Source organism: Diaphorobacter sp. ED-3, from assembly GCF_027625375.1.
In the GTDB taxonomy this organism is placed as follows: Bacteria; Pseudomonadota; Gammaproteobacteria; order Burkholderiales; family Burkholderiaceae_C; genus Diaphorobacter; species Diaphorobacter nitroreducens.
In genome coordinates this window covers 3,695,731-3,717,640 of the sequence record NZ_CP115182.1, presented here as the reverse complement: position 1 = coordinate 3,717,640, position 21,910 = coordinate 3,695,731, and the positions used below count along the sequence as shown (strand labels likewise).

The 21,910-nt window shown below is 69.1% G+C and carries 21 protein-coding genes; 4 read left to right on the top strand and 17 right to left on the bottom strand.

Features of this window, described 5'->3' with window-relative positions; translation table 11 throughout:
- Positions 1-155: 155 nt before the first annotated feature.
- Positions 156-1,100 (bottom strand): DMT family transporter, encoded by a 945-nt coding sequence (locus PCQ86_RS17950; protein WP_270174366.1) that lies wholly within the window; start codon positions 1,098-1,100, stop codon positions 156-158.
- Positions 1,101-1,168: 68 nt separating this feature from the next.
- Entirely contained in the window at positions 1,169-1,768 is a 600-nt protein-coding gene (locus tag PCQ86_RS17945) for a LysE family translocator (protein WP_011806930.1), read from the bottom strand.
- 144 nt (positions 1,769-1,912) lie between these two features.
- On the opposite strand from PCQ86_RS17945, the gene PCQ86_RS17940 reads away from it, so the two are divergent.
- Positions 1,913-3,370 (top strand): aminotransferase-like domain-containing protein, encoded by a 1,458-nt coding sequence (locus tag PCQ86_RS17940; RefSeq protein ID WP_270174365.1) that lies wholly within the window; start codon positions 1,913-1,915, stop codon positions 3,368-3,370.
- 49 nt (positions 3,371-3,419) lie between these two features.
- Here the strand turns inward: PCQ86_RS17940 and PCQ86_RS17935 are convergent, their stop codons facing one another.
- The 15 genes from PCQ86_RS17935 to flgB all read right to left on the bottom strand — a co-directional run bounded on the left by PCQ86_RS17935 (position 3,420) and on the right by flgB (position 19,983).
- A complete protein-coding gene (locus tag PCQ86_RS17935) occupies positions 3,420-4,898 on the bottom strand; it encodes a nitronate monooxygenase (RefSeq protein WP_270174364.1) in 1,479 nt (492 codons plus the stop codon).
- A 180-nt stretch (positions 4,899-5,078) separates the two neighbouring features.
- The gene (locus PCQ86_RS17930; RefSeq protein WP_172208735.1) at positions 5,079-6,485 is read right to left on the bottom strand and encodes a sodium-dependent transporter; all 1,407 of its coding nucleotides are present in this window, start codon (positions 6,483-6,485) and stop codon (positions 5,079-5,081) included.
- 70 nt (positions 6,486-6,555) lie between these two features.
- Complete coding sequence (locus PCQ86_RS17925) at positions 6,556-7,797, bottom strand: HDOD domain-containing protein (RefSeq protein ID WP_270174363.1); 1,242 nt, start codon at positions 7,795-7,797, stop codon at positions 6,556-6,558.
- Between the two features lie 88 nt (positions 7,798-7,885).
- Positions 7,886-9,148: a flagellar hook-associated protein FlgL gene (gene flgL, locus PCQ86_RS17920; protein ID WP_270174362.1), complete on the bottom strand. Its 1,263-nt coding sequence runs from the start codon at positions 9,146-9,148 to the stop codon at positions 7,886-7,888.
- 11 nt (positions 9,149-9,159) lie between these two features.
- Positions 9,160-11,178: a flagellar hook-associated protein FlgK gene (gene flgK / locus PCQ86_RS17915; RefSeq protein ID WP_270174361.1), complete on the bottom strand. Its 2,019-nt coding sequence runs from the start codon at positions 11,176-11,178 to the stop codon at positions 9,160-9,162.
- A gap of 26 nt (positions 11,179-11,204) precedes the next feature.
- On the bottom strand, positions 11,205-12,149 hold the full coding sequence (gene flgJ / locus PCQ86_RS17910; RefSeq protein WP_270174360.1) for a flagellar assembly peptidoglycan hydrolase FlgJ: 945 nt from the start codon (positions 12,147-12,149) through the stop codon (positions 11,205-11,207).
- A gap of 82 nt (positions 12,150-12,231) precedes the next feature.
- Complete coding sequence (locus PCQ86_RS17905; RefSeq protein ID WP_011806922.1) at positions 12,232-13,356, bottom strand: flagellar basal body P-ring protein FlgI; 1,125 nt, start codon at positions 13,354-13,356, stop codon at positions 12,232-12,234.
- 177 nt (positions 13,357-13,533) lie between these two features.
- Positions 13,534-14,514 carry a hypothetical protein gene (locus PCQ86_RS17900; RefSeq protein WP_088888266.1) on the bottom strand — a complete coding sequence of 327 codons (981 nt, stop codon included), beginning with the start codon at positions 14,512-14,514 and terminating at the stop codon, positions 13,534-13,536.
- On the bottom strand, positions 14,515-15,231 hold the full coding sequence (locus PCQ86_RS17895; protein WP_270174359.1) for a flagellar basal body L-ring protein FlgH: 717 nt from the start codon (positions 15,229-15,231) through the stop codon (positions 14,515-14,517).
- Between the two features lie 23 nt (positions 15,232-15,254).
- Positions 15,255-16,037, bottom strand: coding sequence for a flagellar basal-body rod protein FlgG (gene flgG / locus PCQ86_RS17890; protein ID WP_011806919.1), 783 nt, complete (start codon positions 16,035-16,037; stop codon positions 15,255-15,257).
- Positions 16,038-16,055: 18 nt separating this feature from the next.
- A complete protein-coding gene (gene flgF, locus PCQ86_RS17885) occupies positions 16,056-16,796 on the bottom strand; it encodes a flagellar basal-body rod protein FlgF (protein WP_103738056.1) in 741 nt (246 codons plus the stop codon).
- A 26-nt stretch (positions 16,797-16,822) separates the two neighbouring features.
- Positions 16,823-18,439 (bottom strand): flagellar hook protein FlgE, encoded by a 1,617-nt coding sequence (locus PCQ86_RS17880; RefSeq protein ID WP_270174358.1) that lies wholly within the window; start codon positions 18,437-18,439, stop codon positions 16,823-16,825.
- Positions 18,440-18,467: 28 nt separating this feature from the next.
- Entirely contained in the window at positions 18,468-19,118 is a 651-nt protein-coding gene (locus PCQ86_RS17875; RefSeq protein WP_270174357.1) for a flagellar hook assembly protein FlgD, read from the bottom strand.
- A 21-nt stretch (positions 19,119-19,139) separates the two neighbouring features.
- On the bottom strand, positions 19,140-19,544 hold the full coding sequence (gene flgC, locus PCQ86_RS17870; RefSeq protein ID WP_011806915.1) for a flagellar basal body rod protein FlgC: 405 nt from the start codon (positions 19,542-19,544) through the stop codon (positions 19,140-19,142).
- Positions 19,545-19,566: 22 nt separating this feature from the next.
- Positions 19,567-19,983, bottom strand: coding sequence for a flagellar basal body rod protein FlgB (gene flgB / locus PCQ86_RS17865; RefSeq protein ID WP_041836110.1), 417 nt, complete (start codon positions 19,981-19,983; stop codon positions 19,567-19,569).
- A gap of 226 nt (positions 19,984-20,209) precedes the next feature.
- Between flgB and flgA the strand changes: the two genes are divergently transcribed.
- From flgA to PCQ86_RS17850, 3 genes are all read left to right on the top strand, one after another.
- Entirely contained in the window at positions 20,210-20,962 is a 753-nt protein-coding gene (gene flgA / locus PCQ86_RS17860) for a flagellar basal body P-ring formation chaperone FlgA (protein ID WP_220638065.1), read from the top strand.
- A 93-nt stretch (positions 20,963-21,055) separates the two neighbouring features.
- Positions 21,056-21,379 carry a flagellar biosynthesis anti-sigma factor FlgM gene (gene flgM, locus PCQ86_RS17855; RefSeq protein ID WP_196994899.1) on the top strand — a complete coding sequence of 108 codons (324 nt, stop codon included), beginning with the start codon at positions 21,056-21,058 and terminating at the stop codon, positions 21,377-21,379.
- 57 nt (positions 21,380-21,436) lie between these two features.
- Positions 21,437-21,784, top strand: a complete 348-nt coding sequence (locus PCQ86_RS17850; protein ID WP_103739125.1) for a hypothetical protein — start codon at positions 21,437-21,439, stop codon at positions 21,782-21,784.
- Positions 21,785-21,910 lie beyond the last annotated feature (126 nt).

The following is a 21,910-nucleotide window of genomic DNA, read 5'->3' as shown; positions in this document are numbered from 1 at the left end:
CCAATGGCGCGCTGCTGCGCGCCGTCTATCCACTCAGAAATGCCGTTGTGCGGCGGTGTGCGGCCCTGCGGGTGGGGCAGCGCGCGCAGCATACGGCAACGGCGCACCGCCCGAGGGGCGCGGCGCCGGGTCCAGGGTTTTCACGGGGCGGCGGTTCACCGGCGCACCGGCATGCGCCGCCCCAGGGCCACGGTGGCCAGCACTGCCAGGCCAAACGACACGCTCACCGCGTCCAGCGACTCGCCCAGCAGCGGCACGGCAAACAGCATGCTCATGAACGGCTGGGCCAGTTGCACCTGGCTCACCCGCACCGTGCCGCCCAGGGCCAGGCCGCGGTACCAGGCGAAGAAGCCCAGCCACATCGAAAATACCGCCACGTAGGCAAAACCGCCCCAGGCCGCGGCAGGCACCGCCGCCTGCGGCCATGCCAGCCAGGCCAGCGGCAGCGATACGGGCAGCGACAGCACCAGGGCCCAGCAGATCACCGCATCGGCGCGCATGTGCTGCGCCAGTCGCCCGCCCCAGGCGTAGCCCACTGCGGCGCAGGCCACGGCGGCCATCAGCAGTAGATCGGCCGGATGCAGCGACAGGCCCTGCTGGCCCGAGCGCAGCACCGCGAACACCACCACCAGCGCCGAGCCCAGCAGCGCGCAGGCCCAGAACGCGGCAGACGGTCGCTGGCGGTGCAGCAGCGCGCCCGCGGTGGCGGTCGCCAGCGGCAGCAGGCCGATGATCACGGCCGCGTGCACGGCGCCCACGTAGCGCATGGCGATGGAGGTGAGCAGCGGAAAGCCGAACACCACGCCCAGCGCCGTCACGGCCAGCGGCCACCAGTCGCCGCGCTGCGGCAATGGCGCGCGCTGCCACAGCAGCAGCGCGGCCGACAGCAGCCCGGCCACTGCCGCGCGGCCCATGGCCAGGAACAGGCCGGACATCAGCGGTGCCTCGGGCGTGCCGACGGCCAGGCGCGTCATGGGCAGGGTGAGCGCGAAGATCGCCACGCCCAGCAAGCCCAGCAGCAGGCCCCGTGATTCCGAATCACCCCCTGAGTCGCTTCGCGCCTTCCCCCTCCAGGGGGACGCCGCCGGTGGCCTGGCCAAGCCAGCTCCACGGCGTCCGCTGGCTTGGCCTGCTCCGCGGCCTTTCGACCAATGAGGATGCGCCGGTCTCATGCCGCCACCATCCACAGCGCCGTGGCCAGCAGCACGACGGCCATCGCGCGGTTGAACCACAGCAGGCGCTGCCCGTGGGCCAGCCAGTGGCGCAGCAGCGCGCCGGTGGCCGCATAGGTGAAGTTGCTGGTCAGTGCGAAGAAGGCCATTGCCGGCAGCACCACGGCCATGCGCTGCAGGCTGTCGTCGCGCCCGATGACCCAGCCGGCCACGATGGTCAGCGCGAGCAGCCAGGCCTTGATGTTCACGAACTGCAGCGCCACGCCCTGCCAGAAGCCCACCGACAGGCGTGCCGCATCGGCCTCGGACAGGCGGCCCGTGTTCGACAGCTTGAACGCGAGCCACAGCAGGTAGCCGATGCCCAGGGCCTTGATGGCCCAGCGCAGCGCCGGCACCGCCACCACCACCGCACCCAGCCCGGCGGCGCACAGCACCAGCAGCAGGCTCCAGCCCACGGGCACCGCCACCACGAAGCGCATGGCGGCGGGCAGGCCGCGGTTGGCGGCCAGCGCGGTGGACAGGGTGGTGTTGGGCCCGGGGGTAAAGCTCATGGCGGTGGCCAGCACCAGCAGGGCGGTGAATTCAACCAGGGGCATGGGTGGGGTCCATCGTTGGGAATGAAGTTATGCGATGCACTGTAGGGGCAAAGTCCATTACAGTACCAATACAGTCAAACCCCACAATTTCATGCACTGTATCGGCAATTGCATTGGCACAGTGCCGGCTCAGGAAACGCCTCCATGCTGACCCGCACCCCCGACCGCACCCTGACCGAACAGCTCGCCGAGCGCTTTGCCGAGCGCATCCGCGCGCGGCTGCTGCCCGCGGGCGCGCGCCTGCCGTCGGTGCGCGAATGCGCGCGCCAGCAGGGCGTGAGCCCCTACACCGTGGTGGCAGCCTACGACAAGCTGCTGGCCCAGGGGCTGGTAGAGGCACGGCGCCAGCGTGGCTTCTTCGTGCGCGATTTTGTGCAAAAACAGGCTCTGACGCCCGATGGGCAAGCGCTGACAGCTCCTACAAAAGGAGCAAAAAATGTGTCGCCGCTGACCGGTGTCGGCATGCGCCTGTCGGGCTCGCACATCAACGCCACGGCGCTGATCCGCGGCATGTTCCACCAGGCGTCGAGCAAGCCCCAGCCCGGTGCGGGCGTGCTGCCCATCGGCTGGCTGGACGAGGCGCGCTTCATGGGCGCCGCGGTGCGCAAGATCACCGGCAGCAGCGCGCTGCGCGACGGCTCGCTGAGCTACGGCGAGCCCATGGGCGAGCCCGCGCTGCGCGAGGCGCTGGCACGGCGCATGGCCGACATCAATATCCACGCCCAGCCCGATCAGATCATGACCACCGTGGGCGCCACGCAGGCGCTGGACATCGTGAGCCGCACGCTGCTCAAGGCGGGCGACCCGGTGATGGTGGAGGAGCCCGGCTGGTCGGTGGAGTTCGCGCGCCTGGACGCGCTGGGCATGCGCGTGCTGCCCGTGCCGCGCGGCCCCGAGGGGCCGGACCTCGCCGTCATGGCGCGCTACTGCGAGCTGCATGCGCCCAAGCTGTTCGTGAGCGTGAGCGTGCTGCACAACCCCACGGGCTACAGCCTGTCGCCGGGCAGCGCGCACCAGGTGCTGCAGCTGGCGCAGCAGTACAACTTCCACGTGGTCGAGGACGACACCTATGGCCACATCGCCGCCGACCACGCCACGCGCCTGACGGCGTTGGACGGGCTGCGCCGCACCATCTACGTGAGCGGCTTCGCCAAGATCTTGGCGCCCAACTGGCGCGTGGGCTACCTGGCCGCGCCGCCCGACCTGGTGGAGCGACTGCTGGACACCAAGCTGCTGTCCACGCTGACCACGCCCTCGCTGCTGGAAAAGGCCCTCGCGCTGTGCATCGAGCAGGGCCAGCTACGCCGCCATGCCGACCGCATGCGGCTGCGCCTGGCGCAGGCCCGCGCGCGCAGCGTGCAACTGGCGCTGGAGGCGGGCTGCAGCTTTGCCGCCGAGCCCGCGGGCATGTTCGGCTGGGTGGAAACCGGCGTGGACACCGACATGCTGGCCCAGCGCATGCTGGACGAGGGCTACCTCATCGCACCCGGCGCACTGTTCCACGCCACGCGCCGCCCCTGCACGCTGATGCGCATCAACTTCTGCACCACGCAGGACCCGGCGTTCTGGCGTACGTGGAAGAGAGTGGTCCAATCGGGCTGAAGCGCTTGATGGGCAAGCGCAAGCAGCTCTCTTTTACGTAGCGCTGGCGTCAACGCCGCGGCGGCGTGAGCCCCAAGGCGGTGTTCACCTTGTCCAGGTTGTCCACGTGTGCCTGCAGCATCTCTTGCAGCCCGGCGCGGATGCCCGCATCGTCCACCAGCGGCAGCAGTTCACGCAGCTTCTTGGCCACCCAGCCCTGGCCGCGGTTGAGGAAGGCCAGGCGCTCGCGCAGGTCGGGCACGGCCATGGCCTTGTCGTAGAAGTCGCCCGTGCGGCTGCCGGGCGTGCCCTCCAGCGTGCGGATGGCGCGCATCAGCATGCCGCACCACTTCACTTCGTCGCGGTGGATGGCGTCGATCAGCGCGCGCAGCGCTTCGTCCTCGGTTTCGGTGCGGCTGCGCAGCGCCACGCGCGCGCCGGCGCGCTCGGCCTCCAGCAGCTCGTCCAGCCGCGCGATGAGTGGGGCGTGGCGCTCGCGCTCCGCATCCCCCGCGTAGCACACGGGCGACGCCACGGCCACGGGCGTGTCGTTCAGCAGCCGCAGGTGTGCGGCGGCCTCGGCGGCGATGCGGCGCAGCCGCTCGCCCGCGGGTTCGATGGCCGTGATGCGCCCCACACCCTGGCCGGCGTACAGCGCCATGGCCTCGAAGTCGCCGGTCATGGAGCGCAGCGGCGAGTCGGTGCTGAACAGGTAGATGGGCCGGCCTTCCTCGTCGCCGATCACCGTGCGTTGGATGTCGCCTGTGGCGGCGAACGGGTCGCCGCGCTCGCGCCGCGTGACGCTGTTGGCCAGCACACGCACCGCGGCGTGGGGCGGCCAGTTGATGTGGAAGTCCTCGGTCAGCACAGTGTCGCCGGCCTGCGCGGCCACCAGCCGCTGCTTGTGCGCGTCGTGGGCGAAGGACTCGTGCGTGGCCATCAAGGCGGTCCCCAGCACCGCGGCCTGCGCGCCCTGGGCCAGTACATGCGCCACGCCCTGCCCATCGGCCAGGCCGCCCGCGGCGGCCACGGGGACGCTGGCCATCGCCAGTACCTCGGACAACAGCTCGGCCAGCGGCTGGCGCCCGCGCACATGGCCGCCGGCCTCCACGCCCTGCGCGATGAGAGCCTGCGCGCCGGCCTCCTGCGCCTGCAGCGCCTCGGCGGCGGAGCCGATCTGGTGCACCACGGTGATGCCCGCTGCGCGCAGCCGCGCGATCACGCCGGCATCCACGTCCCAGAACAGGCTGACCACGGGCACCTGCAGCGCGATCAGCAGGTCCACCTGCGCGCGCAGCAGGGGCGCGGGCGTGGCCGCGGGGATCAGGTTCACGCCGAAGGGCAAGGCCGTGCGCTGGCGCACCTGCGCCACCTCGCGCTCGATCAGCGCCAGCGGCTCGCGCACCATGCCCAGGAAGCCGAACCCGCCGGCCTCGGTCACCGCAGCCACCAGTTCGCTGCGCGACACGCCGCCCATACCCGCGAGCACCAGCGGCAGGCGGCAGCCCAGCAGGCGGCACAGGGGGGTGGCGGGCGGGGCGTCGTGCATGGGGTTCTCCTGTGGGCTGGCGGCTATGGAAGAGCCGGCCATCATGCGTCCTGCGCCACGCACGGCGCAAAGGCCATGCCGGCGCCATGGATGGCGTGCGCTATGAAAAAACTAGCTGCTTGCGCTCGCCAGGAAAGGGTTGCGCGGTGTTTTAGCTCAAAACGCCGAGGTGCCGCGCCGTCACGCGCCGGAGAACACCCCCAGCCCCGCGAGCATGACCAGCAGGATCAGCACCGGCGTGACCCAGCGCAGCAGCAGGCTCACGACGCGGGCCAGCCCCTGGTTGCCCAACTGCCCGTGGTTGGAGAGTTGCGCCGCGAATGCGCGCTCGCCCCAGGCCCAGCCGACGAAGAGCGCGATGGCGATGCCCCCCGCGGGCAGCAGCAGGTTGGACGAGAGGTAGTCCGCCCAGTCGAACAGGGTGCGCCCGCCCGGCTGGAAGGCGGCCAGCGTGCTCTGGCTCAGGGCGCAGCCCGCGCCCAGCAGCCCCAGGATCAGCAGCGTGAGCAGCGTGGCCCGGGGCCGGCTCAGGCCCCAGCGCTCGTGCAGGATGACGACCGGCACCTCCATCAGGGAGAGCATGGCGCCCGTCGCGGCGATGGCGGTGAGGAGGAAGAACGCCGCCAGCAGCACCGAGCCACCCGGCATCTGCGCGAACACCGCGGGGATCGTGATGAACACCAGGGATGGCCCCGCCGACGGCTGGAAGCCGAAGCTGAACACCGCGGGGAAGATCGCCATGCCCGCCAGCAGCGACACCGACAGGTCGGCCAGCATCACGCGCGTGGCGGTGGCCGGGATGTTCTGCTCGGCGGTGAAGTAGCTGCCGTAGGTCATCATCGTGCCCATGCCGATGGACAGCTTGAAGAACGCCAGGCCCATGGCGGTCAGCACCACCGCGGGCGTGATCTTGTGCCACTCGGGCGCGAACAGGAACGACAGCGCCTGGCCCGCGCCGGGCAGCGTCAGGCTGTAGCCGCCCAGCAGCACCAGCAGCAGGAACAGCAGCGGCATCAGCCGTTTGGTGGCCGCCTCGATGCCGCGGGTGACGCCCAGCAGCAGGATGCCGCCGATGAAGGCCAGCACCACCCACTGCCACAGCAGCGCCTGCACCGGGTCCCGCACCAGGGCATCGAAGCTGGCCTGCGTCTGCACCGGGTCGCTGGACAGCAGGCTGCCCGACAGGGCCTTGGCCACGTAGGCAAACACCCAGGCGACGACCTCGGAATAGAACGCCATGATCAGGAACGCCGCCGCCATGCCTGCCACGCCGATCAACCACCACGGCGCGCCGCGGGGCTGCAGCTGGCGCAGCGCAGAGATGGGATTGGCGCGCGCCTGGCGGCCGATGGCGATCTCGGCCACCATGAGCGGCAGGCCGATGAACAGCGTCGAGAGCAGGTAGATCAGCAGAAAGCCCGCGCCGCCGTTGGCGCCGGTGAGCGAGGGGAACTTCCAGATGTTGCCCAGCCCGACGGCGGAACCCAGCGTGGCGGCGAGCACGCCCAGGCTGGAGGAGAAGGCGCCGCGGCTGGTGGCTGCGTGGGCGCGGGAGGCGTCGGTGCTTGAAGGGCCGGATTTGCTCATGATTTGATAGTGGTCTGCGCGCCTGGATTGTGCGCTACGGCCCAAAAACACCACGGGCCGTGAGTCGCCATCAGTGCGCGTGCGGGCGCTCCACCACCAGCTCGGACAGCACGCGCAGCAGCGCGCGGTTGACGTATTCCAGCTCCAGCTCATGCGTCTCGCACAGCTGGCGGATGGCGCCCGCGTCGTCGCTCTCCAGCGCGCAGGCCATCTCCAGGCTGGGGGCGTAGGGGCCGGTGCGCAGCACGGCCGCGTCGTACACCCGCTCGGACAGCGGCACGCGGCGCAGGATGGTGCCCAGAGGCTCGCGCAGCACCTCGTCCAGCTGCGAGAACAGGCCGCTCAGGTACACCTCGCGGCGCAGGTCTTTGCCCACGCCAGCGTCCAGCAGGTGCTCGGTCAGGCGCGCGCGCAGCACCATGCTGGCGCGGATGGGGCGCAGATCGGGTTCGGTGGCAGCGTGCGGCAACTGGTCGGCCAGCCAGCGCCCCAGCGAGCCGTAGCCCATCATCACCAGACCTCGGCGCAGCGAATCCACGCCGGTGGACAGGCCGAGCGCAGCGGAGTTGGTGTAGACCATGAAGCGGTAGGCCAGCAGCGGATCCTCGCCCAGGATCTGCTCGAAGCGGTCGATGGACTGCTCGTCGTCGATGGCCTTCATGAGCTTGAGCACCACCTCGTGCGCGGGCTGGGGCTGGCGATGGCGCAGGTTGTAGAGCACGTCCTCCACGGGCCAGCCGGCCACGGCCAGCGCGCCGCCTTCGTCCAGGCAGTGCGTGAGCAGCGCGCGGCTGGCCACGTTGTCATACACCTGCCCGGCGATCAGCGGACTGCGCTGGCCGGCGGCACGGGGGCTGGCATCGCTGCGCCCCGCAGCCGCGGCCTGCAGGGCCTGCACGGCGTCGCTGCTGGACAGGTGCAGCAGGCTGTTGTCGAACAGCCGCGCGGTGTCGGCGTCGGGCAGGTGGTCCAGCTCGCCGCGCCACACCAGGCGCAGGCCGCGGGCGTGGGCCTGGCGCGCGCGCTCGCGGATCGCGGGCACGTCCAGCCAGGCCTGGGGCACTTCGATCCAGGGCGCGCCGCGAGGGGCATGCTCCAGCAGGTCCACCAGCAGCTGCTGCGAGCGAGCGGACAGCAGCAGCGGCGGCGAGCTGGAGGTCCACAGTTCCTGGATGGTGCGCAGCAGGTGCGGCGCATCCACCAGGGTGGCGCCCTCGCTGTGAACGTACAGCTGGATGCCGGCCAGCCGGCGCGCGGCATTCCAGAGGGGCCGGTAGCCCAGCACCAGGCTGCCAAGAACGGATTGGACCATGGGGTAGAAATGTGGTCAGAGCGGGATGCCGGCCATTGTCACGCCAGTCGCGCGGGCGCGCACGTGGCGAAACCCTGCGTGCGCGGCGTCAGCTGATGAAATTGAAGAGCGACAGGCGCTGCACCTGCGCGTAGGACTTGAGCGCGGCCTCGTAGCCCACGCTGGCGTTCTGAAAGTCCGAGATACCCTGCACCATGTCGAGGTCCTCCGCGCGCGAGCGGTCGGCTTCGAGCTGGATCGAGCGCTTGTCCTGGTCGCCGGTGATGCGGTCGGCGCGGTTGAGCAGCTCGCCCGCATAGCCGCGCATGTTGTGCAGGCGTTCCATGCCGGCGTCGATGTTGGCCAGGGCCTGGCCGACGGCCTGGGACGCGGCCACGCTGTCGGTGGCGTCGGTGATCCCGCGGATCGCGCTGTCGATGGTGCCCATCAGGCTGGAGCTGGGCTGCAGGGCAACGCTGTCGCCCGCCGCGGGCGTGCCCGTCAGGCTGAACGACATGACCGTGTCCGGGCCCTCGTTGATGGTGATGGGAATGGGCTGGCCGGTCTTGACGGGCGCGGTGGTCACGTTCGAGGTGGTCACCGTCCCGTCCTTGGCGGTCTTGGTCAGCGTGTAGTCGACGACGGTGGTGCCCGCTACCGGGTCCACCGTGACGGTGTTCACGGCCAGCGCATACTGCGCGCCGTCCAGTGCCTCGCGGTTGGAGGTCGTGATGGCGCTCGTTACCAGGGAACTGCCCGCGCCGCGCGTGACGGTGGCGGTGTACACGCCGTCGCGCACCGGGTCGAACATCAGCGCGGCATGCCCGTCCACGGTGGTGGGAATCGACGTGCCGCCGCTGGCTGCCTGCCCCGGCAGTCCGGCGAACAGGTAGTCGGGGTTGCTCAGCAGCGGGCCGGTGAAGGGCTCCAGCGCGCTGCCCAGCGCGCCCAGCAGCGGCACGCCGTTGGTGTCCTTGCGGTTGATCACCTGCGTGAGCTGCTCGCGCAGGCTCTGGATCTGGTTGGCGTAGGTCTTGCGGTCCTCGGGCTTGAGCGCGCCGCCGCCAGCGGCCACGACCAGCTGGCGAATCTCTTGCACCAGTCCCACGGCGTCGCCCAGGGTGGACTCGGCCTGCGCGATGGCGTTGCGCTGCACGTCCAGCGCGCGTTGCTCGGTCTGGATGCGGCTGATGCGCGTGAGCGCGCGCTCGGCCTGGGCGGCGGCCACGGGGTCGTCGCTGGGGCGCACCACGCGCTTGCCCGCGGTGAGGTTCTCCTGCAGGTCCACCAGGGTCTTTTGCCGCGCGCTCAGGTTGCGCAGCGTGGCGTCGTACATGTTGGCGGTGCTGACGCGATAGAAAGAGCTGCTCATGGCGGTTCCTTTCAGCGGCCCATGGACTGGATCAGGTTGTCGAAAATGTTCTGCGCGATCTGCAGCATCTTGGCGGATGCCTGGTAGGCCTGCTGGTACTGGATCAGCCGCGCGGCCTCCTCGTCCAGGTTCACACCGGAGACGGCCGTGCGGCTGGCTTCCAGATTGCTGGCGATGGAGTCCGAGAGCTTGGCCGCGTACTGGGCGCTCTGCGTGCGCGTGCCCACCTGGGCCATCAGCCCGGCGTAGCCGTCGGACAGCGTGGACTCGTCGAACATCTTCACGTCGCGCAGCGCCATGAGGGCCGATGCGTTGCCGGCGTTGCGGGTGTACCAGTCGCCACTGAGCTTGGCATCCCCAACGGTTACCGTGTCCCCGTCCTTGGGGGTGCCCTGCAGAGTGATGGACCAGCCGTCGATCCGAAGCGGCTCTCCTGGCACATAGGGAACGACGGTCGTACCCGGGGTGTAGGGTGCTGGCGGAGGAAGGTTCAGCGGCTGATCATTGGTACCCGTGATGACAAATCCTGAGGGTGGCCCGTCGCGGTACGTGAGCTGCACCCCTCCAGCGGGTGGGAGATTGAGCACGCCAGTGGCAACCACCTTGCCTGCAGTCGCATCCCAATGCTGGCCAGTGGCCTTCAGTTCCGCCAGTTGCAGCGAGCCCGCGTTGGAGGTGCCCATGGCCGAACTGATGGGGTTTGCCGCAGCCAGCTCGCGCGGCGAGTACACCAGTGCCTGTATGTTGGCCGCGGCGCTGGCAAAGGGCTTGAATAGCACGCGCTCGTTGACGGCGCCCGCGGTGCTGAACTTGAAGGTTAGCCCGTCCATTTGTGTACCCGCTGAGGCCATCAGATTCGCTACGTTGATGGTCTTGCCGTCGGATAGCCGAATGATTTGCCCTGGAACCTCGCCAGTGGGAGTGGGTCCCCCCGTAAACCGCACCTCGTAGTCCGATGCGGCGAACTCGGAGGTGCCCAAAGGCGTTTGAAAATCGATGAATCCTTGTGCCGTTCCGCTGGTATAGCCCGGCGCCTTATCGGGTTCGGAGAACAGTGGCTTGCCGGCCTGTCCGTCCAGTGTCAGGCCCATGCCCTGTTGGTAGTTCATCGTCCGGCCGATGGCCAGCGCCATGCGCCCCAGCAGGTTGCGGCCCTCGGCCAGGTCCTGGTTGGCAAAGCGCAGCAGGCCGGCCACTTCGCCGCCGCCCAGCATGCCCTCGTTCAACTCCACGGGCGCGCCGCCCGCGGGCTTGAAGAACAGCTGCGTGAGCTGGCTCCCCGGGAACTGCTGGGATTCCGCCACCAGCACCTCGCTGGCCTTGCCGCCCAGCACCAGCGCCTGGCTGCCGCCGATGAACACGCCCACCGTGCCATCGTCGGCCGGGATCTGCGTGGTCTGGATGAACTGGTTGAGTTCGCGGATCAGCTGGTCGCGCTTGTCCAGCAGGTCGTTGGGAGTCTGGCCGTTGCCCTTGACGCGGGCGATCTGCTCGTTCACGTCGGCGATGCTCTTGGCCAGCGAGTTGATGCGCGTGGCGTCGTTCTGCAACTGTTCATTGACCGAATAGGCGATTTCGTGCAGCTGCTCCGCGCTGCTGCGCATGCGAGCGGCCATCTCGTCCATGCGGGTGAGCGTGACGGTGCGTGCCGTGATGTCGGTGGGCGACGCCACCACATCGGCCAGCGAGTTCAGCATGTCGGTGATGGCTGCCCCCAGGCCGCTGGTGCCCCCCTGGAATACGTCCTGCAGCTGCCCCAGGCGCTCGGCGCGCACCGTGTCGCCCGCCTGTACCGCCTGGGCGGCCGCGGCCTGGCGCGTCAGCAGCTCGCTGTGGTTGCGCAGGATGGTGGCCACCTGCACGCCGTTGCCGATGTAGCCTGAGCCGGTGAACTGGCCCTGCACGGTCTCCATCGCCACGTTCTGGCGCGAATATCCGGCCGTGCTGACGTTGGCGATGTTGTGCCCGGTGGTCTGCAAGGCGACCTGGTTGGAGAGGAGGGCGCGGGCGCCGACGTTCAGAAGACTCATGGTTCAGTGCGTTGGTTCTTATGGGTTCAGGCCTGCGTGCCGGATGCCTGGGCCAGCACGGGCGCGCTGGGGGTGCGCGCCACGCCCAGCGTGCTCTGGATGGCGCGGCTGAGCTTGGCGGCGTATTGCGGATCGGTGGCGTAGCCGGCCTTCTGCAGCTCCGTGGCGTAGGCGACGGCGGAATGGGTCTTCTCGCGCGCCTTCTCGTAGCGCGGGTTGTCGTTGATCAGGCGTGCGTAGTCGCGGAACGACTCCTCGAACGAGTCGTAGGCGCGGAACTTGGCGACCACCTTGCGCGGCGCGCCGTTGATGTATTCGGTGGTGGTCACCTCGGCCACCTTGCCGGTCCAGCCCTTGCCGGCCTTGATGCCGAACAGGTTGAAGGAGTTGCTGCCGTCCTTGTGACGGATCTCGCCCTTGCCCCAGCCTGTCTCGTGCCCGGCCTGGCCCAGCATGAAGCTGGCGGGGATGCCGCTGCTGCGCGCCACGCGCTCGGCCGCGGCGCGGTGGTGCTGCACGAAGTCGTCACGCCCCTTGGGCGACGCCGCGCGCGGATTGTCGGCAGGCGCAGCCTTGCGCAGCGCGACGTCCATGCTCAGCGTGGAGCCCGGCACCAGCGTGGTCTGGCCGTCGCCGCCCAACTGGCGCGAGAGCTGGCGCTGGATGGCCTCGGCCAGCCCACCGGGCTGACCCGCCATCTGCACCGACAGCTGCTGGTCGAACAGGTCGCTGGCCAGGTTGCCCTCGGCGCCCTCCAGCAGGCCGGACTTCATCGTGGCCTCGCGCATGCTCTTGATGAGCTCGCGCATGAACAGGGATTCGAGCTGCTTGGCCGCCTCCAGCGTGGCGTCCTGGGTGGCCTGGGCGTCGCCCTGGCTGGCTTGCGCCTTGAGGCTGTTGAGTGCGCGGCCGTCCACGGCCAGCGCCTGGCGTGCGGACGGTGTGCCTGCATTGGGGAGCGAAAGGCTCATGTCCACCTCCCGTCGCGCCGCACGCGGCATGGACCTTGAATGGAAGCGGCGCCGCCGCGGGGAAGGACGCGCAGGAGCGGCATCAGATCACCTCCAGCTCGGCGTTGAGAGCGCCTGCGGCCTTGATGGCCTGCAGGATGGCCAGCAGGTCCTGCGGTGTGGCGCCCAGCGTGTTGAGCGCGCGCACCACGTCGGCCAGCTGCGGCGAGGCGGGCACCTGCATCACCTTGCCGCCGTCCTGCTGGATGGCGATGTCGCTCTTTTGCGCCACCACGGTCACGCCGCGCGACAGCGGGCTGGGCTGGCTGATGACTGGCGTGGTGCTGATGGTGATGGACAGGTTGCCGTGCGCGATGGCGCAGGGGCCCAGCGTCACCGCCTGGTTGAGCACGATGGAGCCGGTGCGCGCGTTGATGACCACCTTGGCCGCGGGCGTGGAGTCGGGCAGTTGCAGCTCCTCCAGCTCGGCGATGAAATTCACCCGCGCGCCGGGGTCCTGCGGCGCGCGCACCTGCACGGTGCGCCCGTCCAGCGCCACGGCGGTATCCGGGCCCGAGCGGGCGTTGATGGCCAGCGCCACCTTGCGCGCGGCCTGGAAGTCCGAGGCATTCAGGCCCAGGGTGATGGTGTCGCTGTCGTGCAGCGGCGTGGGCACGGCGCGCTCGACCTGGGCGCCATCGGGGATGCGTCCGGCGCTCAGGTGGTTGATCTGCACCTTGCTGCCGCCGGCCGATGCGCCCGCCCCGCCCACCACCACGTTGCCCTGCGCCAGGGCGTAGATCTCGCCGTCCGCGCCGCGCAGCGGCGTGGCGATCAGCGTGCCGCCCTTGAGCGACTTGGCGTTGCCGATGGAGGACACCGCCACGTCGATCATCTGCCCCGGCTGGGCGAAGGCGGGCAACTGCGCCGTGATCACCACCGTGGCCACGTTCTTGAGCTGTGGCGCCGTGGTGCCCGGCGGCAGGCTGATGCCCGCCTGCTGCAGGTAGTTGGACATGGCCTGCGCGGTGAACGGCATCTGCGTGGACTGGTCGCCCGTGCCGTCCAGGCCCACCACCAGGCCGTAGCCGGACAACTGGTTGCTGCGCACGCCCTGCACGGCCGCGATTTCCTTCAGGCGCACGGCCTGCGCGGGCGCGGCCAGGCCCAGGGCGGTGGCCAGGGCCACCAGGCAATGGACGATGCGGGAGTAGGGCAAGGCTTTCATGCCCCCGATTGTGGGCAGCCGGGCCTTTGGGCAATGCGCGGAAAAGCGGGGGCTTTTGGGGCGTTTATCGGCGCTGGGGCGGCGGGTGCGGCGTGGCTTGCCGGTGGCGCAGCGCTGATAGCAAAATTGGCCTCCAGCGCTTTACCATCAAGCGCTAGTAGCTATAAAAGTAATAGTTTACTTGCGCGTGCGCGCGGCCCTGGCGGGCGCTGCGGCATGGCGGATGCAGTAGTAGTAGCCGTTGGGCACGCTGGCCAGGTGGTTGGGCCGCGCGCGGCCCGCGCCGTCGTGCGCAAGCGCCGTGTCGTACAGGCCCGCCTGCACGTGGTACACGCCGGCCGGCTGCAGGGCCACGCCGCCGCCGTAGAAGCCCGCGGCCTCGGCGGTTTCCAGTTCTGCCGCCGTGGGCAGCGCGGCGTTCTGCGACTGGCAGTAGCGCAAGGCCGCGTCGCGCGACACCAGCCGGTCGGCATGGCCCGGCGCGGCCGTGAGCCACTGCGCGCTGCCCAGCGGGTTCTGGTGGGCCGTGAAGCGCGTGCCCTGGAAGTAGTCGAACAGGTCGCGCGCCAGCGCCTCGGCCAATAGCGGCGCGGGCGCCGTGGCGGTGAAGCTCTGCGACGCACCGCTGCGCAGCTTGACCAGCGTGGCCGTGGCCTGCACCAGCGCGCCGTCCAGCCGCGTGTAGGTGATGTAGGCGGCCAGCGTGATGCGGCCCACGCGGCTGGGAAGGTCGTCCCGTGCGGAGGGGCGCTGCAGCTGCTCGGGGGTGATGTCGGCGAAGTCGAAGCGCAGTTTGGGGTTGCGCGTGTTGATGCGCCGCGCCTGCCGGTCCAGCTCGGCGATCAGCTGTACGTTGAGGCTGCGCCCCAGCTCGGCCAGGGCCGCGCGCTCGTGGTGGGCCTGCAGGCCGTCCACCGCCTGCAGCGCGGCGGCCACCTTGGCGGGGTCGGCCTTGTCGGCATGCAGGTCGGCAATGATCTGGCGGTCCTGGCCGTAGTCGCCGAGGTCGGAGGCGCGGATCACCGGGATGTTGGGCCACACGGTGAAGGGCTGGTCCACCGGGTCGCGGAAGTCCTGCGCGCCTGCCGGAGCGCAGGCCAGTGCCGCCACCAGCGCGGCCGCGCGCAGGGCACCTGCCCACAAGCGTTGCAGCGTCATTTAGAACGGGCTGATGGTGTTGAACGCGCGCGCCAGCCAGCCCATGGCCTGGGCCTCGGCCTGCTCGCCCAGGCCGCGCGAGATCACGCGCACATTGGCCACGTAGCGCGAGTCGATCACGCTGCCCGGATGGCCCGGCTGGCCGCGGCGCAGGTGGCGGGGATCGACGATGCCCGAGAAGCGCAGCACATCCACGCTGCGGTTCACGCCCACCTGCTTCTCGCCGGTGATGACCAGGTGCCCGTTGGGCAGCACTTCGGTGACGAGGGTGGTGATGTTGCTCTTGAACTCGTTCTTGCTGGCGGTGTTGCCGCTGCCGTTGAAGGTGTTCTCGTAGCCCGCGCCCAGGCCCGATCGCGCGGCCAGCTTGCCCACCGTGGAGGGGGCCAGCAGCGGCAGCGCCGTGATGCTGCCCTTGGTGTCGCCGTTGCGGTTGACGTTGGACTTGGTGTCCTGCTTGGCGTCGATGCTCTCCAGGATCTCGATGGTGACCATGTCGCCCACCAGGCGCGCGCGTTGATCCTCGAAAGCAGGCCGGTAGCTGGCGGCATGGAACAGGCTTCCCGAGGCTGGGCCGGCGGGCCGCGGCAGGGCGGCCATCGGGGGCGGCGTGGTGGGCAGCACGTCCACCGGCGGGGGAGGGTTGATGCTGGCGCAGCCAGCGGCGAGCGCGGCAGCGGTGGCCGCTGCCAGAAGGCGCAGGAGGGAGGTGGTCATGGCAGGGTTCCTTGTCGTGCGGCTCACAGCTGCGACAGCTTGGCCAGCATCTGGTCGGACGTCTGGATAGCCTTGGAATTCATCTCGTAGGCGCGCTGGGTCTGGATCATGGTGACCAGTTCCTCCACCACGTTGACGTTGGAGTTCTCCAGGAAGCCCTGCTTGATGATGCCCAGGCCGTTGGTGCCCGGCTCGGCCTGCTGCGGCGCGCCGGAGGCGGCGGACTCGCGGTACAGGTTCTGGCCCACAGGCTCCAGGCCTGCGGAGTTGATGAAGCTGGACATGCCCAGCTGGCCGATCTGCTGGGGGTTGGGGTTGCCCGCCACGGTCACGCTCACCATGCCGCGCTCGCTGATGCTGATGCTCTTGGCGTCCGCCGGCACGGTGATGCCGGGCGCCACGGGCAGACCGCTGGAGGTGACCACGCGGCCCTGCGAGTCGAGCTTGAACGCGCCGTCGCGCGTGTAGCCGGTGGTGCCGTCGGGCAACTGGACCTCGAAGAAGCCGTTGCCGTCGATGGCCACGTCCAGGCTGTTGCCCGACTGCTGCAGGCTGCCCTGCGTGAAGTTGCGGCTGGTGGCGACCACGTTCACGCCCAGGCCCAGGTGCAGGCCCGTGGGCAACTGGTTCTCCTCGGTGGTCTGGCTGCCGACCTGGCGCAGGTTTTGGTAGATCAGGTCCTCGAACACCGCGTTGTTGCGCTTGAAGCCCGTGGTGGACACGTTGGCGAGGTTGTGCGAGATCACATCCAGCTGGGTCTGCTGGGCGGTCATGCCGGTCTTGGCGATCCACAGCGAATTCATCATGGCGGTAGTCCTTCAGGGTTAGCCGTTGAGGCTCAGCAGCTGGCCTGCGCTCTTGTCGTCGCTCTCGGCGGTCTGCAGCAGGCGCATTTGTTGTTCGAACTGGCGGGCGGCGGCGATCATGCCGACCATGCATTCCACCGGGTTCACGTTGGATCCCTCCAGCACGCCCGAGCGCAGGCGCGCGTTGGGGTCGGCGGGCAGCGGGTCGCCGCCGGCCGTGCGGAACAGCCCGTCGTCGCCGCGCGTGAGCGGGTTGTCCGCCGCGGGCGTGGCCAGTTTCAGGCGGGCCACGGGCTGGGGTACTTCGCCCGCCAGGCGGGCGGTGATGGTGCCGTCGGCGCCCAGCGTCACTTCGGCATTAGGGGGCACGTCGATGGGTGCGCCGCCGTCCGAGAGCACGGCCATGCCGGTGCTGGTGACCAGCTGTCCGGCGGCAGTGACCTGAAAGGACCCGGCGCGCGTGTAGGTTTCCACGCCGTCCAGCCCCTGCACGGCGAACCAGGCATTGCCCACGGCCATGGCGTCCAGCGGACGGCCCGTGGTCTGCGCGGGGCCGGGTGTGTCCACATGGCCCGAGGTGGCCTCCAGCGCGAACACGCGCGTCGTGGAGCCGCCGCCTTGCAGCGGCACCGAGCGGAAGTTGGACATCTCGGCGCGAAAGCCGGTGGTGGAGGCGTTGGCCAGGTTGTTGGCCAGCACCGCCTGCCGGTGCGCGGCGGCATTCGCGCCGGTCATGGAGGTGTAGATGATGCGGTCCATGGCGTGGCCTCGGCGTCAGTGGGTTATCAGCGCAGGTTGACGAGGGTGGACATCACCTGGTCCTGCGTCTTGATGGTCTGGGCGTTGGCCTGGTAGGCGCGCTGGGCGGTCATCATGTTGACCAGCTCGGCCGTCAGGTCCACGTTGGAGTCTTCCAGGGCGCCGGCGCGCAGCGCGCCGAAGTTGCCATCCGTGGGCGCACCCAGCACGGGCTGGCCCGATTCGTAGGTCTCCACCCAGTTGTTGCCGCCCACGGCCGCCAGGCCCTGCGTGTTGCGAAAGCTCGCCAGCGCGACCTGGCCCTCGGCGCGCGTGACGCCGTTGGAATAGCGGGTCATGATCATGCCGTTGTTCTCGACATTGATGCCCGTGAGCTCGCCTGAGGTGTAGCCGTCCTGTGAGAGCTCGGAAACGGCGAACTTGGTGCCGAACTGGGTGACATTGTTCAAGTCCAGCGTGACAGGGAACTCGCTTGGCGCGGGGTTGCTGCCCGGTGCGGTGGGGCTGTTGGGGTTGGCGGGACTAGGGTTGACCATGAGTGCCAGCTCGAACGACTGCTTGGCTGCTGCTGGAGCCGTCTTGAGGTCTGCGGGTGTGACGGTTGCTGTTCCGCGCGACGCTGGAACGGGCGCAGGGAGTGTCCAGTTACCGGTGGTTGCGTCACGAGTAATCAGGTCCTCCCGGAGACGGGCAGAGGCAACCACGCTATTGGTGGGGCTGTCAGAGTAGGAGAAGTCCCAGGCGGCGTCCGGACTACTCGCACTCACCGTAGCCTCGCGGATGGCGTAAACGCCTTGAGCATCGGGGCCGTAGAAATGAAACTTGAATGAAGTAGGGTAGTCTGTCTTGGCTGTCCCGCCATTCTTAGTCGGGTCGCTCGGCTCAAGGCTCGCCGTAATCGCTCCCGCTTTGTCGAAAATCACACGACCGGCGACGGGTGGGATGGTTGGCGGTGTGGTGGTCAGGTCGTTCAGCTGGTTGTAGATGTCCCAGGTGTTGGCGCCGTTCTTTTCGAAGTAGAAGCTCAGAGGTGTGGCCACGCCTTGGCTGTCGTATACGTTCAGCGAGGTGCCGTAGGTGGTGCGCGGCGTTTCGGGCACGGGCGGCGTAGCGCTGGAATCGCCCTTGGCATTGGGCGTGCGGGCATCGAGGTTGAAGGCCGTCTTGATGGCCGTGGTCTGCCGGGCCGGGATGGGCGCCGTGGTGGGGAAGGTCAGCGGCACGGCCGTGCTGGAGGTGCGCAGGCCGGTCACGGGGTCGATGGGGTAGCCCATGACCTGGGCGCCGTCATTGGTGACCACGTTGCCCACGTTGTCCAGCTTGAAGTTGCCGGCGCGCGTGTAGGCACGCGAGCCATCCGGCATCTGCAGCGTGAAAAAGCCGTTGCCGTTGATGGCCACGTCCAGGCTGTTGCCTGTGACGGTGAGGTTGCCTTGGTTGAACTGCTGTGCGATGGCCGAGACCTCCACGCCAATGCCGGAGTTGGTGCCGCTGGCCGCGCCGATGGCCGAGGCGATCATGGCCGCGAATTCGGTGCGCGAGGCCTTGAAGCCCGTGGTGTTGGAGTTGGCGATGTTGTGGCCGATCACATCGAGGTTCTTGGCCGACGCGTTCAGGCCCGAGAGGCCTTGCTGGAAACCCATGGTGTTCTCCTGAAGGAAAGCGCGGCTCTCAGAGCACGCTGTGAATGCGGAAGTAGTTGACGATGTCGCCGTTGTCCAGCGTGAGCGTCAGCGCACCGGCGTTGGAGCCCGTGGCGACCACCTGCGCCTCGGACAGCCCCGTCGCGGTGACCGCCGTCTCGCCCGACGTGGCCCGCACGCGGAACCGCAGGTCGGCGGCGTTGCCGCTGGAGCCGGCAGCGTCCCACTCGAAAGAGCGGCGGCCCTTGTCCTGTGCGCCGAGGTCCACGGTGTCCACCACCACGCCGCCGGGCGTGACGATGTCCACCTGCACGTCGGTGGCGGTGTTGTCCAGGTTGAAGTAGCCCTTGCCCTTGCCGTCGCTGACGCTCAGGCGGTCGCCCTCGGTCAGCACCGAGCGGCCGATGAGCGAGATGCCCTGGATCTGCTGCATGGTCGAGAACTCCTCGGCCATGGTTTGCATGGTGAGGTTGAGCGTCTGGATGCCGGTGACGGTGTTGATCTGCGCCATCTGCGTGGTCATCTGCGCGTTGTCCAGGGGGTTCATGGGGTCCTGGTTGTTCAACTGCGCGACCAGCAGCTTGAGGAAGCGGTCTTGCATGGCCGCGGGGTCGTTGGTCGCGTTGGCCGAAGCGCCGGTGTTGGTCGTGGCGGTGGTGCCGATGGGGTTGAGGATCATGGCGTGCTTTCGGAGGGCGGTTTACTGGCCCATCTGCAGGGTCTTGAGCAGCAGCGTCTTGGCCGTGTTCATGACCTCCACGTTGTTCTGGTACGAGCGCGAGGCCGAGATCATGTTGACCATCTCCTCCACGGCGTTCACGTTGGAGTGGGTCACGTAGCCCTCGGCGTCGGCCATGGGGTTGGCCGGGTCGTGCACGCGGCGGCCGGGCTGGTCGCTCTCCTGGATGGACGACACGCGCACGCCCGCGGCGCTCTCGGGTCCCATGGGCGCGGTCTGGAAGACCACCTGGCGCGCCTTGTACGCCTGGCCGTCGGGGCCGGCCACGGCGTCCACGTTGGCCAGGTTGCTGGCCACGACGTTCAGCCGCTGCGACTGTGCGCTGATGGCGCTGCCCGAGACGTTGAAGATGGAGAACATGGACATTGGCGGGTGCTCTCTTTCGGGATTACTGGCCCTGGATGGCGCTGAGCATGGTCTTGGACTGGCCATTGATGAAGCGCAGCGTGGCCTCGTAGCGCACGGCGTTGTCCACGAACGCGGCGCGCTCGCGGTCCATGTCCACGGTGTTGTTGTCCAGGCTCGGCTGGGTCTGCAGGGCATAGCCCAGCGTGCTGTCCGAGCTGCCACTGGCGGCTGCCGGCAGCGGGATGTGGCGCGGGTCGCTCACGCTCTGGCTGCGCAGGGGGCTGGGGGCCTGGGCTTCGTTCACGGCACGCATGGCATCGGCAAACTTGAAGTCGCGCGCCACGTAGCCGGGCGTGTCCGCGTTGGCGATGTTGCTCGCGATGGCACGCTGGCGCTCCGAGCGCAGCAGCAAGGCGCTTCCGTGAAAGTCCAGGCGGTTGGTCATCTTGTCGAGCATGTGGGCCTCGGCGTGTAAAAAAAGGGGTTCGGCCGCCATGGCCCAGGGGGCTTGTGGCGTGCGTCGATTATGGAAATCGCCCCGTTTTTCTAAAGCGCGAAGAGCGCTGGGATTGGCCCGTTGTTCCGCGCTTGGCGCATGCGGTGGCCGGCCTACAGTGGCAGGTGTGAAAAGGCGTCCGGGGCCCGTTGTGCCGGACCGCCGTCAGACCCGTTGGAGTCCCGTCATGCCGCTTCCTATCCTGCGCTCATCCCGCCTTGCCTGCCTTCGCTTCCTGATGGGCGGCGCGCTGGCGCTGGGCTCTGCCCTGGCGCTGCCCGCCCATGCCCAGCAGGGAGGCGATCAGACCGCCGAGCTGGGCTCGATCACCCAGCACTGGCTGGACGATGCGCTGGCCCAGGCGCAGGCTGGGGGGCTGCCGCTGCGCATGGAAGTCAGTGTGGGCACGCTGGATTCGCGCCTGCGCCTGGCGCCCTGCGCGCGCGTGGAACCCTATCTGCCCGCTGGTGCCCGCCTGTGGGGGCGCACCCGCCTGGGCCTGCGCTGCGTGGACGGCCCCACCCGCTGGAACGTGTTCCTGCCCATCACGGTCAAGGCTTTCGGCCCCGCTTGGGTGCTGGCCGGCAATGTGGGCACCGGCGCAGTACTGAGCGAGCAAGATGCCATCGAGGCCGAGGTGGACTGGGCCGCAGAACCCGCGGCCATCGTGGCCAACCGCAAGGACTGGGTGGGGCAGACCGCCACCCGTCCGCTGTCCGCCGGCCAGGCGCTGCGCCAGAACATGGTGCGCGCCCCCGACCTGTTCAAGGCTGGCTCTGCGGTGCGCGTGGTGGTGCAGGGGCCGGGTTATGCGGTCACCTCCTCGGGCCAGGCCATGAGCGCGGGCGCTCAAGGACAGAATGTGCGCGTTCGCATGGCTAATGGGCGCATTATTGGGGGTACTGTGCTTGAGGATGGGACAATAGAGGCCACTTTGTGAGCCGCGAAGCACCACAAAGCGCTAAAGTCTGCTCCCTGCCGGCCGAAAACATGGCTACTGGCCCCACATCTCACAGGGGTGGTGGAGAGTGCGATGAAGATTGGACACAACCCGGATACTGCGACTGCGCTGTCAAAGGCCGCTGCCAACAAGCAGCAGGCCAAGGCCGCCGCACCTGCGCCGGCCGCTGAAGAAGCGGCCCAGGGCGCGACGCGCGCCGCCGCAGGCGTGCCCGTCACGCTGTCGGCCGCCGCCCGCGGGGTGGACGCCACCAAGTCCACGGCCGACTTCGACACCGCCAAGGTCAAAGCGATCAAGGCCGCCATCGAAAAAGGCACCTTCCGCGTGGACGCCGAAGCCGTGGCCGACAAGCTGCTGTCCAGCGCCTACGAAACCCTGTCCCACTCGCGGGGCTGACCCGCCCTCCTGGGCCCGGCTGGCCCGCCGGGGTGACAGGCTCTAGACTTGCACCCCATGTCACTCGACGACACCCTCACCTCCATCGAAGCGCAGCTGCAGGACATGCAGGCTGCGCTTCTTGCTTCCAACCCCCAGACTTTTGAAGACACTGCGGTGCAGCTGCGCGGCGCTGCCATGGCGCTGGCCCAGGCGCTGGCGCCTGTGGCGGGCGCGCTGGAGCCCGCCGCCGCGCAACGCGTGCAGACCATCGGCCGGCAATTGACGCTGGTGCGCGACCAACTGGCGCGGGTGATGGCGCTGACCGAGCGACAGGTGGCGTCGCTGCTGCCGCCGGTGGAGGGGGTGACTTATGGGCCTTCGTCCGGCGCCGCGGGGGCGCGGATTTATCGGGCACCGGGGTGACTTTTAGCCCGAATTGCTGGCTGGGGCTTATGGGATAAGCGCTGGCAGCTATCTTTTTTGATTGGCTCTGGGGGTTTGATGTTGTTGCCCGGGATCCGCCCCGGCGAGCGCATATCCCGGCCCGCG

Bases quoted from the DNA above. Each gene is read 5' to 3' on its own strand.
- PCQ86_RS17945 (WP_011806930.1), bottom strand. From the start codon at position 1,768: ATGCCCCTGGTTGAATTCACCGCCCTGCTGGTGCTGGCCACCGCCATG.
- PCQ86_RS17940 (WP_270174365.1), top strand. From the start codon at position 1,913: ATGCTGACCCGCACCCCCGACCGCACCCTGACCGAACAGCTCGCCGAG.
- PCQ86_RS17935 (WP_270174364.1), bottom strand. From the start codon at position 4,898: ATGCACGACGCCCCGCCCGCCACCCCCCTGTGCCGCCTGCTGGGCTGC.
- PCQ86_RS17930 (WP_172208735.1), bottom strand. From the start codon at position 6,485: ATGAGCAAATCCGGCCCTTCAAGCACCGACGCCTCCCGCGCCCACGCA.
- PCQ86_RS17925 (WP_270174363.1), bottom strand. From the start codon at position 7,797: ATGGTCCAATCCGTTCTTGGCAGCCTGGTGCTGGGCTACCGGCCCCTC.
- flgL (WP_270174362.1), bottom strand. From the start codon at position 9,148: ATGAGCAGCTCTTTCTATCGCGTCAGCACCGCCAACATGTACGACGCC.
- flgK (WP_270174361.1), bottom strand. From the start codon at position 11,178: ATGAGTCTTCTGAACGTCGGCGCCCGCGCCCTCCTCTCCAACCAGGTC.
- flgJ (WP_270174360.1), bottom strand. From the start codon at position 12,149: ATGAGCCTTTCGCTCCCCAATGCAGGCACACCGTCCGCACGCCAGGCG.
- PCQ86_RS17905 (WP_011806922.1), bottom strand. From the start codon at position 13,356: ATGAAAGCCTTGCCCTACTCCCGCATCGTCCATTGCCTGGTGGCCCTG.
- PCQ86_RS17900 (WP_088888266.1), bottom strand. From the start codon at position 14,514: ATGACGCTGCAACGCTTGTGGGCAGGTGCCCTGCGCGCGGCCGCGCTG.
- PCQ86_RS17895 (WP_270174359.1), bottom strand. From the start codon at position 15,231: ATGACCACCTCCCTCCTGCGCCTTCTGGCAGCGGCCACCGCTGCCGCG.
- flgG (WP_011806919.1), bottom strand. From the start codon at position 16,037: ATGATGAATTCGCTGTGGATCGCCAAGACCGGCATGACCGCCCAGCAG.
- flgF (WP_103738056.1), bottom strand. From the start codon at position 16,796: ATGGACCGCATCATCTACACCTCCATGACCGGCGCGAATGCCGCCGCG.
- PCQ86_RS17880 (WP_270174358.1), bottom strand. From the start codon at position 18,439: ATGGGTTTCCAGCAAGGCCTCTCGGGCCTGAACGCGTCGGCCAAGAAC.
- PCQ86_RS17875 (WP_270174357.1), bottom strand. From the start codon at position 19,118: ATGATCCTCAACCCCATCGGCACCACCGCCACGACCAACACCGGCGCT.
- flgC (WP_011806915.1), bottom strand. From the start codon at position 19,544: ATGTCCATGTTCTCCATCTTCAACGTCTCGGGCAGCGCCATCAGCGCA.
- flgB (WP_041836110.1), bottom strand. From the start codon at position 19,983: ATGCTCGACAAGATGACCAACCGCCTGGACTTTCACGGAAGCGCCTTG.
- flgA (WP_220638065.1), top strand. From the start codon at position 20,210: ATGCCGCTTCCTATCCTGCGCTCATCCCGCCTTGCCTGCCTTCGCTTC.
- flgM (WP_196994899.1), top strand. From the start codon at position 21,056: ATGAAGATTGGACACAACCCGGATACTGCGACTGCGCTGTCAAAGGCC.
- PCQ86_RS17850 (WP_103739125.1), top strand. From the start codon at position 21,437: ATGTCACTCGACGACACCCTCACCTCCATCGAAGCGCAGCTGCAGGAC.